Source organism: Microbacterium sp. H83 (assembly GCF_001650405.1).
GTDB lineage: Bacteria > Actinomycetota > Actinomycetes > Actinomycetales > Microbacteriaceae > Microbacterium.
Window position 1 is genome coordinate 37,845 of record NZ_LWCU01000011.1, and the last position, 10,636, is coordinate 48,480.

8 protein-coding genes are annotated in these 10,636 nt (G+C 64.2%); 6 read left to right on the forward strand and 2 right to left on the reverse strand.

All coding sequences use genetic code 11. From position 1 onward, the window contains the following. The first annotated feature begins 622 nt into the window (after positions 1-622). The 5 genes from A4X16_RS05775 to A4X16_RS05795 all read left to right on the forward strand — a co-directional run bounded on the left by A4X16_RS05775 (position 623) and on the right by A4X16_RS05795 (position 7,141). Positions 623-1,516, forward strand: coding sequence for an amidohydrolase family protein (locus A4X16_RS05775; protein WP_231880282.1), 894 nt, complete (start codon positions 623-625; stop codon positions 1,514-1,516). Next, positions 1,513-2,781: a M20 metallopeptidase family protein gene (locus tag A4X16_RS05780; protein ID WP_082914306.1), complete on the forward strand. Its 1,269-nt coding sequence runs from the start codon at positions 1,513-1,515 to the stop codon at positions 2,779-2,781. The genes A4X16_RS05775 and A4X16_RS05780 overlap by 4 nt, the downstream gene beginning before the upstream one ends. A gap of 199 nt (positions 2,782-2,980) precedes the next feature. Further along, positions 2,981-4,423 carry an APC family permease gene (locus A4X16_RS05785; RefSeq protein ID WP_067117786.1) on the forward strand — a complete coding sequence of 481 codons (1,443 nt, stop codon included), beginning with the start codon at positions 2,981-2,983 and terminating at the stop codon, positions 4,421-4,423. Positions 4,424-4,425: 2 nt separating this feature from the next. Continuing rightward, complete coding sequence (locus A4X16_RS05790) at positions 4,426-5,775, forward strand: glutamine synthetase family protein (RefSeq protein WP_231880283.1); 1,350 nt, start codon at positions 4,426-4,428, stop codon at positions 5,773-5,775. Further along, positions 5,765-7,141, forward strand: a complete 1,377-nt coding sequence (locus A4X16_RS05795) for an aspartate aminotransferase family protein (protein WP_067117789.1) — start codon at positions 5,765-5,767, stop codon at positions 7,139-7,141. The genes A4X16_RS05790 and A4X16_RS05795 overlap by 11 nt, the downstream gene beginning before the upstream one ends. A gap of 27 nt (positions 7,142-7,168) precedes the next feature. Here the strand turns inward: A4X16_RS05795 and A4X16_RS05800 are convergent, their stop codons facing one another. Continuing rightward, the gene (locus tag A4X16_RS05800) at positions 7,169-8,062 is read right to left on the reverse strand and encodes a MurR/RpiR family transcriptional regulator (protein WP_082914307.1); all 894 of its coding nucleotides are present in this window, start codon (positions 8,060-8,062) and stop codon (positions 7,169-7,171) included. Positions 8,063-8,088: 26 nt separating this feature from the next. Next, entirely contained in the window at positions 8,089-9,027 is a 939-nt protein-coding gene (locus tag A4X16_RS17395; RefSeq protein ID WP_082914308.1) for a LysR family transcriptional regulator, read from the reverse strand. A gap of 81 nt (positions 9,028-9,108) precedes the next feature. On the opposite strand from A4X16_RS17395, the gene A4X16_RS05805 reads away from it, so the two are divergent. After that, positions 9,109-10,635 (forward strand): aminotransferase class I/II-fold pyridoxal phosphate-dependent enzyme, encoded by a 1,527-nt coding sequence (locus A4X16_RS05805; protein WP_082914309.1) that lies wholly within the window; start codon positions 9,109-9,111, stop codon positions 10,633-10,635. Position 10,636: the final 1 nt, after the last annotated feature.

Consider the following 10,636-nt stretch of genomic DNA (forward strand, 5'->3'; position numbering starts at 1 on the left):
GGCGGCGTTGGCTAACTATACGAACAGTCGATCCGCCTGTCAGAGATGTAACAAAGACGTCATATGATCTGATTGCTGTTGAAATGTCTAAATAAGTACAGTGGTGTGACAGTGCTGAGGTGACGATGCCCAGCCAAACCCCAAGGAGATGACCGTCGTACGCTTCACTCGTTCCCTTTCCCTCACCGGCGGTGCTGCGCTGAGTGCTGGGCTGGTGGTCGAGTGCGGCATCAACCTGGCTCGTTGAGCCGTCGGCGGGGGCGGTCGATGACGCCCGCACGGTTCGTCCGCGTCCGATCCCGTGCAGACTTCGTATCAATTGGAATCGCGCGCATGCGCGAGCAGTCGCTGGCTGAACAGTGTGAGGTGTACCGCAATGTCTACTGAACCGATGAGGGTCGATCTCTCGGAGTTCCCGCTCGTCGACCACCACTGCCACGGGGTCCTCGAGAGTGATCCCAGTCGCGAAGACTTCGAGCTACTGACTACCGAGTCCGACTGGGCAGCCCCCGAAGGAACCACCGGATTCGACTCTCAAGTAGGTTTTGGGATCCGGAGATATTGCGCTCCAGTCCTCGACCTGCCCTCGTTCGCGAGCCCCGAGGACTACCTTGCCCGACGGGTGGCGCTCGGAGCGCCGGAGGTCAACCGCAGACTGCTGCGATCCACGGGGATCTCCGACTACCTCATCGAAACCGGGTATCGCGGCGACGCGATCCTGACACCTTCCGCAATGGCCGACGCCGGCGCTGCCCGCGCTCATGAAGTGGTGCGCCTTGAGCGCATTGCTGAGCAGCTCGTGGAGGGCGGATGCTCTGCCCCGCAGTTCAGAAAGACTTTCGCTCAAACCCTCGACGACGCCCTTCGCGCAGCGGTAGGTGTCAAATCCATCGCCGCCTACCGCATCGGTCTCGACTTCGATCCTCGCCGTCCGTCCGCAGAAGACGTAGACACCGCGCTCGACGCGTGGATGCGCTCAACGCTCGGTGGAGAGGTCCGACTGTCGGACGCGACCATCATCCGTCATCTCCTGTGGGAGGCGGTCGACCGCGGCGCCCTCATCCAATTCCACATCGGATACGGCGACGCCGACGTCGACCTTCTGCGGTGCACCCCGTTGCTGCTGACCGAATTCATGAGGCTCACGCGCGCGTCAGGCGTCCGCATCGCGTTACTGCACTGCTACCCGTTCCACCGCGAAGCGGGCTACTTGGCCCAGGTCTTCCCTCACGTCTTCCTCGACGTGGGTCTCGCGGTGAACTACACCGGGTCGCGCTCGCACGCGGTGATTGCGGAGTCGATGGAGCTCGCCCCGTTCTCCAAGCTAATGTTCTCCAGCGACGCCTTCGGCGTTGCGGAGCTCTACCTCCTAGGAGCGCTGCTGTTCCGCCGGGGGACCGAGGCCGCCCTCGCCGACTTTGCTGCGCGGGACGGGTGGCCTGTCGAAGAGCAACGCCGGGTCGCTGAACTCATCAGTTCTGGCAATGCACGCCGCGTCTACGGGATCGGCGCATGAGGCCCGATCTGGCGCTCCTCGCCGCGCACTGGCGAGCGGCGTTCGTCGCGGAGCAAGAGGCCGCAGTTGGACTGCGGAAGGATCTGCACGCAGACCCGCGTGCATCCGCCGACGAGGATGATGCTTCGCGGCGTATCGAGGCCGCTCTCCATGGGGTCATCGCTTTCCGGCGGAGTGCGGACACCGGACGTATCGGCCGTATCGGCCCGGAGCGCGGCGCAGCGATTGCCCTCCGCGCTGAACTCGACGCCCTTCCGCTGCGAGAGCAGACCGGCGCGCCCTATGCAGCGACCGGCGAGCTCATGCATGCCTGCGGACATGACGTGCATCAAGCCGCCCTCGTGGCACTGCTTCGCGCCTCCGTCGGTATCGACCTTCCATTCGGGCTGGTCGCTCTTCTGCAGCCGCGGGAGGAGACCTACCCGTCAGGTGCGCTCGACATGGTGCGAGAGAACGTTCTTCTCGATGAGGACATCGCACACGTCATCGGCGCGCACGTGCATCCGGCGGTGCCCGTCGGCGAGATCGCGGTGGGTGGAGGATTCATCAACGCCGCGGCCGACGAAATCGACATCCGGTTGGTGGGACGCGGCGGCCATGGCGCCTACCCGCATGACGGAGCAGACCCCGTTGCAGCTGCCGCACACATTGCGATTGCTTTGCCGGAGCTGGTACGGCGTACCGTCTCGCCTCTGAATGCAGCCGTCATCAGCATCGGCACATTGCACGTGGGCGATGGCGCTGCGAACGTCCTCCCGGAGAATGCCCACATCCGCGCCACTCTGCGCAGCACTGATCCGGCGGATCGGGTTGCTCTCCAGCGTGCAGTCAAGAGCACCGCGGAGAGCATCGCGAGCGGATTCGGGGTGGTCGCGGTCACCACTGTCACCGAAGGCGAGCCGGTGCTGATCAACGACGCCGAGCTTGCCGCTCGCATCGGCGACGCCGTCGTCACCCTCGGAGTCTCGCGCGCGGAACCACTCCGCTCACTCGGTGCCGATGACTTCTCCTACTTCTCCGACGCCGTGCCCTCCGCGATGCTCTTCGTTGGCGTCGAGACCGCAGGAGAGACACCACCGCCGTCCCTTCATCACCCGCGGTTCCTGCCGACGGATCGTGCCGTGCAGGACGTGGGCATGGCGCTCATGGCCGGCTACCTCGCAGCCGCTGAAAACCTCCTCGACGCGCGTCCTTCGGCGATCACAGCTCCTCAGGTCCGCGAGACGCTGACGGATCACCCCTCCATCGAGAGGGAGCATGCATGAACTCGGTGACGCGGACACTCGCACGCGGCACTCGCTAACGCATCCTGTTCCGCCGATTCGACGTCTGCTTCAAGCTGGCCGCAGGTGAAGAGAAATCTTATACGTACTATCTGTTACATCTAGCGCTATTTGTTGTACTCTGTACTATCCAGTTCGTATCCTGGGGCGTCAGAGTCGACGCCATACGAAGGGTTCTGAAATGACTGCAGCATCCACTCGCGTCGGGGACAGCACCCCGGTCGCCCCGCGCAAGACACTCCGCCTGTGGGAAGTCGTGGCAATCTCGGTGGGCTTCATGGGGCCCGTCATGGCGATGTCGTTGAACGGCATCGGAGTCGCCGGACTCGTCGGCTCCGGCGTGCCGTTCACCTTTATCGTCTCGTTCGCTGGGACGATGCTTGTGGCATACGCGTTCATCCGGCTCACCCGATACATCACTCACGCCGGGTCGGTATACGCCCTCGCAGGCTCCACGCTCGGCCCTCGGGCAGGCTTCTTCGGAGGTTTCGCGCTCCTGGGCACCTACATCTTCTTCGCCGTCTGCATCGCTGGCGCGTGCGGGGTTTTCTTCCAAGCGATGATGACCGAGTTCGGGGTAACACTCCCGTCGTGGACCTGGGTTCTCGTGCCCGTCGTCGTCGCCGTGTTCACCCTCATCCTCAACGTGCGTGAGTCCACCGTTACGGCTCGTACGCTCCTGGGCATCGGGTTCGTCGGAATCGCCGCGATGGTCGTGCTCTCGGTGGTCATCATCGTTCGCGTGGCTTCGGGAGACGCGCCCGTATCGACCGGCGTGGACTTCTCCGTGCTGCTTCCCGGCGACGCCCCGATCAGCGCCGTCATGACCGCCGCAGTGTTCGGATTCTTGTCGTGGGCAGGATTCGAGTCGGGCACCTCGCTGGGAGAGGAGACGCAGAACCCTAAGCGGGTCGTTCCGCGCGCTCTCCTGCTCGCGGTCGTCGTCGCCGGCGTCATCTACGTCCTCGTGATGTTCGCGCAGACCATCGGTTTCGGAACCGATGAGGAAGGTGTCGCGGCGTTCGCTGGAGCATCCTCCACTCTCACAACCCTCGCGTCCACTTACGTCGGACAGTGGTGCGCGGTGCTCATCGCGATCTTCGCATTCCTCGTCGCGTTCGCTTCCCTGCTGAGCTCGACCGCGGCAGCCGCCCGTCTCCTCTTTGCTCTCGCACGCGACGGGTTCGGACCGAAGTCGTTCGCCGCTACGAGCGACAAGACCGGAGTCCCCGTCCGGAGCACGATCTTCGTGATCATCCTCACCGTCGTCTTCGCGGTCGGGTTCGGCCTGTTCGGCGCCACATCGGTGGAGGTGTACTACTGGTTCGCGACCATCGCGACCCTCTGCATGGTGGTCGCATACGGAATGACCTCGGTAGGCGTCATCAAGCACACGTTCTCGCGTGGATCGAAGATCCCGAAGTGGGAAGCCATCATCCCGGTCCTCGGCCTCGCCTTCCTCGCCTACGTGTACTTCATCCAGATCGCCGGCCAGGCCGCCCCGTACACATACTTCCCGTGGATTGCGGGCGCGTGGTGCCTGATCGGCTTGATCATCGTGCTCGTCCGCCCATCCCTTGCCGACAGAATCGGATCTCGTCTGAGCGTGGAAGAGCTGGACTGATAATGACCGTCAACAACCCGAACCCGACGACAGGAAAAGACACCATGGGCACCGAGGCAGAAAACGACGAACTGATCTTCATCGCCACCACCGACATCGCGGCGCGCACCAAGGGACGCTCGATGCGGTTGGCGGACTTCGACGAGAACGCCTCGCTCGGTTGGGTGCCCGCAAACCTGGGCATCGGCTCGCTCGGTCACATCGTCGATGACATCCCCTACGGCTCCACCGGTGATCTGCGCCTCAAGCCGGACCTCAGCTCGCTCGCCCGCGTGGATGGAATCCCCGGGCGGCCCCCGCTGAACGTCGTTTTCGCGGATCTGGTAAACACGGACGGGTCACCTTGGGAGAGCTGCCCGCGCACCTTCCTCCGTGACGCTGTCGAGCAGCTGCGGACTGAGTTCGGCATCACAACTCGTTCCTCTTTCGAGCACGAGTTCGTGGACGTCAGCGCCAAGGGAGACCACCACCCGTTCTCGCTGCAGGCATTCCGGCGCGCAGAGCCGCTCGGATCCGAGCTGATGCGCGTACTGCACACCGCCGGACTCGAACCGGAGACCTGGCTTCCCGAGTACGGTCGTCACCAGTACGAGATCACCGTCGCCCCCACCGATCCGGTCGCCGCGGCAGACCGAGCCATCCTCGTCCGCGACATCGTCTACGACGTCTTCGAGGCCCACGGACGCGAAGCCTCCTTCGCCCCTGTCGTCGTACCGGGCGAGACCGGCAACGGTGTGCACGTGCACTTCGGACTCGATGACCTCGACGGCAACACCCTCGTGTATGACCCCACCCGCCCTGGCCGCCTTTCCAAACTTGCCGGCAGCTTCGCCGCCGGCATCGTCAAGTACGGGCCCGCCATGGCCGCCCTGTTCGCCCCGTTGGCGACCAGCTACCTCCGTCTCGCGCCGCACAACTGGTCAACGGCACGGTCGTTCCTGGGGCTTCAGAACCGCGAGGCGCTGTTGCGCATCTGTCCCACCAACGAAATCGACGGCCGCGACCCCAGCAAGCAGCTGCACTTCGAATTCCGTGGCGGTGATATCGGAGCCAACCCCTGGATCCTTCTGGGCATGATTCTGCGGGCAGGAATGCAGGGACTCCGTGACCGACTCGAGACGCCGGAGATCGTCGTTGGAGAGCTCGACCTGGAGGATCGACACGCCCACCTGACCAGGCTTCCCCGGGATCTCGAGAAGGCACTCGATGCGCTGAAGGCGGACGAGGTGGTGTCCGGGTGGTTCTCGCCGGCGTTCCTGGCAACCTTCGAGGCCATTAAGAAGGACGAGTTCGCCTCTGTTCAGGGCCGCTCGCTCACCGAGCAATGCGAGGTGTACGCTCGTGTCTACTGAGCATGCGAACTCCACGACGACGCCAGCGCACGGAGACGGTGTACCTGACCTCCTCGCACGAGACCGCGCCGTCATCGCGGGGGTAGAGAAGCTGCGCTTCTTCCCGCTTGCCGCCGTCTCAGGCTCCGGTCACACACTCGTCGAACCCGACGGCCGCGAACTCATCGACCTCAGCGCAAGCTGGACGGCATCAGGTTTTGGGCATGGCAACATGCGCATCGCTGCTGTCATTGCCGATGCCGCAGCTTCAAGCCCCGGATCCTCGATCCTGTCCGCCACGCATCCGGACGCAGTCTCACTCGCGGAGGAACTACTCGATCTCGTGCCCAGCTCGCTGCCGCCTGAGGAGAGACGCGTCTACCTCGGACATGCGGGCACAGACGCGAACGAAGTGGCGCTACACGGCGCTCGCCACGCGACCGGGCGACCGAACGTGATCGCGTTCGAGAACGGCTACCACGGCGGAATGGGTGACTCACGGGGTGTATCCGGCGTTCACATCGCCTCTGGTGTGCCTGCCGACCCGCACCTGACTCTTCTGCCCTACCCGGATGCGTACAGGCCCCACACCGGCGACGCGTCCACCATCGTCGAAGACATCCTCGCCGCAGCCAGCGAGGAGCTGTCCCGCGGGAAGACTGCGGCAGTGATCGTAGAACCTATCCAGTCCGATGGTGGGGTCATCGTGCCCCCAGCCGGTTTCCTGTCAGGTCTGCGAGAACTGTGCGATGCGCACGGCGCGTATCTCATTGTCGACGAGGTGAAGGTCGGCCTAGGACGCACTGGGCTCCCGCATGCGTTTGCCTATGACGGCGTCGTTCCCGACATCGTCACCCTCGGCAAGGCGCTGGGAGGAGGACTCCCGCTGTCCGCCGCTGTCGGTCCAGCCTCTGTATTGGACGAACCGGTGGCTTCTGCATTGATGACCACTACCGGTAACCCGATCTCGTGCGCTGCCGGCCGTGCCGTTTTGTCGATTGTTCGAGAGGGTTCCGTTACTGCCAATGCGCGGGATCGTGGGTTCCAACTACTGACATTGTTCGAGGAGTACGTCCGCACGTACCGGCCGGGTGCCTGCCACGTGGGCAACGTGCGCGGTCGCGGGCTGTCGGTCGGCGTCGAGATCGTTCACGACCGCCAGTCCGCGGCTGCAGACGACAACCTCACCGCGAAGATCGTCTACCGAGCTTGGCAGCTCGGCGTAGTGGCCTACCCGGTGCGGGGCAACGTCATCGAACTGACCCCGCCGCTGACAATCCCGGCTGACGCACTCTCGGAAGCGGTGCGACTCCTGACCCAGGCAATAGACGACGCCGCGGAGGGCGTCGTGTCCGACGAGCAGATCGCTGACTACCAGGGCTGGTGATATGGCCCACGGTCAGCGACCTCAAGGTCACGCGGACGCGGGGGTGACGGGCTCGGAGATCCAGGTTTCCCGAACAGCTTCAAGGGACTCAAGGCGCTTACGACCCGACTCGCCACGTTCTTCCGTCACCCCCGCGATCACTGTCTCCAGGACCGCCAGCGCGGGGACGAGAGAGTCGAACGGGGATGGTGCGTCCACATTCGCTGGCAACACGGCCTTCGCTACGTCTGCAACCGGCGACATCCAGCGGTCCGTGAACAGCACCAGTTCAGCACCCTGCGACGCGACACTGCGCGCGAATCGCACGACCCCCTGGTCGTACCTGCGGTAGTCGAACACAACCAAGACGTCGCTTCGACGGGTGTCGGCCACGACGGCAAGGCGCTTGAGCTCGTCAGGGCCAATCGACTGCACATCGGGACGCAACAGCATCAGATGGGCCGCGAGATAGTCCGCCAGCATCAGACTGAACCGTCCGCCGATCAGTCGCACGCGTCGGCGCGGGTCCGACAACAGGGACACCGCTCGCTCGTACTCGCTGAGCGGAAGGTCACCCATCGTTGCACTGATGCCGGAGGTGAACACCTCGGTCGCGTGGGCCAGTTCGTCGTCGTCGGAGCGAAGATCCGCTCGCCCGTACTGCTCCAGTGGGGATCCCAGACGTTCCTGTACTTCGTGAACGAGTTTTTTCTGGAAGTCGGGATACCCGGTGAAGCCGAGACGTCCGACGAACCGAATCACGGTGGGGGAGCTTACCGACGCGCGACGCGCGAGTTCGGCGACTGTCTCCAGTCCCGCGATGGGATAGTTCGCGAGCAGCGCTCGTCCAACTTTCCGCTCGCCTGCGCTGAGCGAGTCCAGAGCCCGTCTAACTTGCTCACTGACCAGCAGGCCGCCAGCCTGCAAACCATCAACGGCCATCGTCACTCCCTTGGTTGGAACCCACGTTACACATTGGCATGATCACTACCTTCTGTTGATGCGGTTCCGACTTTCTGCGCCCGAACTGTCGCGGAGATCAGTGCGATGGTCTGCTCCTCGAGCGTCGGCGCCGTCAGCAGGAGAACGTCGCGAGTCAGCGCCGCGCCAAGGAGAGGCACCGTGACCACTCCCTCCTGCGCGTGAAGGTCTTCTGGCAGAGCAAGCTCGGGCACCATGGCTAGGCCTAGTCCTGCGGCAACATATGCGCGAACGACTCGGTAGTCGTCCGTTCGCGGCCCGATTCGAGGATCGAAGCCCGCGGCGTGCGCAGCCGCGGTGAAAGCGAGATCCCCCGGGTCCGTTTCTCTGACGCCGAAGACCCACGGCTCTCCACTGAACTCCAGGAGATGACGTGAGCCCGCATTCGCGAGAGGGTGTCCGCTAGGGGCAATCAGGGTGAATCGCTCTGCAAACAGGGAGGAGCGGCGGACGCCCGGTCCCGCAGGCGCGGGGTCTCCCGGCCGCTCAAACACGATGGCAGCATCCAATGCGAGCTGGTCCATCATCAGGGTCAACTCGTGGAGTTCGCCTTCGACGACTCGGGCGGAATAGCCGGAGGAATCGAGAGCGCGCACCAGCGCTGGCAGCACTCGAGCTGCGGCGGTGGGGAAGATGCCGAGCCTGACCCGTCGCCGGCCGTCAGCTAGCGTTTTCGCCACATCGCCTTCTGCGCGAGATGCGCGGTCGAGGATAGCAATCGCATGCGGAAGCCAGAGTCTGCCTGCTGAGGTGAGCTGCGTGCCAGCACGGGAGCTGTCGATGACCGGCAACCCCGTCGTCAGCCCAAGCGCACGCAGGTGATGAGTCACAGTTGGTTGACTCCACCCCAGGGCGGCCGCCGCCCCCAGCACGGAGCCATGTTCTGCAACTGCCCGAAGGGCGGCGAACTGACGTAGATCGAGCATTCGACTCTCTCAATACCTCGTATTGGAACTCACACGATAGTCACTATTCCATATGGACGACATCCCGATCACGATTGAAGAGTGAACACGGACACTCTCGACCCCCACACCATCCAGGCTGCGTCGCCATCTGACACTCCGACGCCGTACGCCGATGCGCTGCTTCACTATGCAGCTCGAGACACGGTTCGCTTAAATGTCCCGGGGCACTCCGCCGACCCTCACGCGGCTCCGGAGCTTGCCGCCTACTTCGGTGAACACCTCCTCCGGTTGGATGTGCCGCCGCTTCTCGCCGGCCTCGACAAGGGCCAGGACAACCCGTTGGCGCGCGCCCATGAGTTGGCAGCTGGGGCATACGGGGCTCGCCGGACATGGTTCCTCACGAACGGCGCCTCGCAGGCCAATCGGATCGCGGCTCTCGCGCTTGCTGGATTCCGCGATACCAGGCAGCCGGTCATCGCGCAGCGCAGCGCCCACTCGTCGTTCTCCGACGGGATCGTACTTGGTGGCCTGCTGCCGCGGTTCGTGCAGCCTTCCATTGACGGCTGGTTCGGTATCAACCATGGTGTGTCGCCCGCGGCCCTGCGCGAAGCGCTGCACGGACTCCCCGATGAGGAACGGCCGAAGGGCATCTACGTCATCTCGCCGAGCTACTTCGGTGCCGTCGCAGATGTTGCCGCGCTGGCAGACATCGCACATGAGGCGGGAGCGCCGCTCATCGTGGACGCGGCGTGGGGCGGGCACTTCGGATTCCACCCAGACCTCCCCAACAACCCTCTTCATCTCGGGGCGGACCTCGTCGTCTCAAGCACCCACAAGCTCGGCGGCAGCCTCACCCAGTCCGCCATGTTGCACCTCGGACACAGCCGCTTCGCTGACGAGCTCGAACCTCTCATCGACCGCGCATTCGGACTGACGCAGTCCACGAGCGAAAGCTCGCTGCTGCTCGCCTCGCTGGACATCGCCCGTGACGCCATGCAGCGCGGGCATGATCGGATCGGTGCTGCCATCGCCGCGGCCGAAGAGCTACGAGACAAGATCCGTAACGGTGGTCGCTTCGCCATCGTCAGCGACACGTTTGAGCGCTTCCCTGACATCGAAGCGTCCGACCCACTCCGAGTCTCGATTGACGTCGCCCGTGGAGGGGTTCACGGCAACACAGCCCGAGAACTGCTCATGGACCGCGACGGCATCTACTTCGAGATTGCCACTGAGAACTGCATCGTTGCCGTCATCGCTCCGGGCGTGGTTCCTGATGTTGACCGCGTTGTGCGCGCACTTCACGCCCTCCCCAACGACCCCAACGTTCGCACCGAGCACACACTCGATGCCCTCGGTGCGCTTCCGGCGCCCGGTCAACTGACGATGCTTCCACGCGACGCGTTCCTCAGCCCTGCCGAGTTGATCCCCGCGGAAGACGCGGTCGGCCGGGTGTCAGCAATTGCACTGGCCGCCTACCCCCCGGGGATCCCAAACGTTCTTCCCGGCGAAGTGATCACCCACGAGCTAGTGGAGTTCCTCCAGCGGGTTGCGGCGACGCCAGGAGGCTACGTGCGCGGGGCGTCCGATCCCAGCATGACGCTCTTCTCCGTCGTCGATGCTCGCTAAC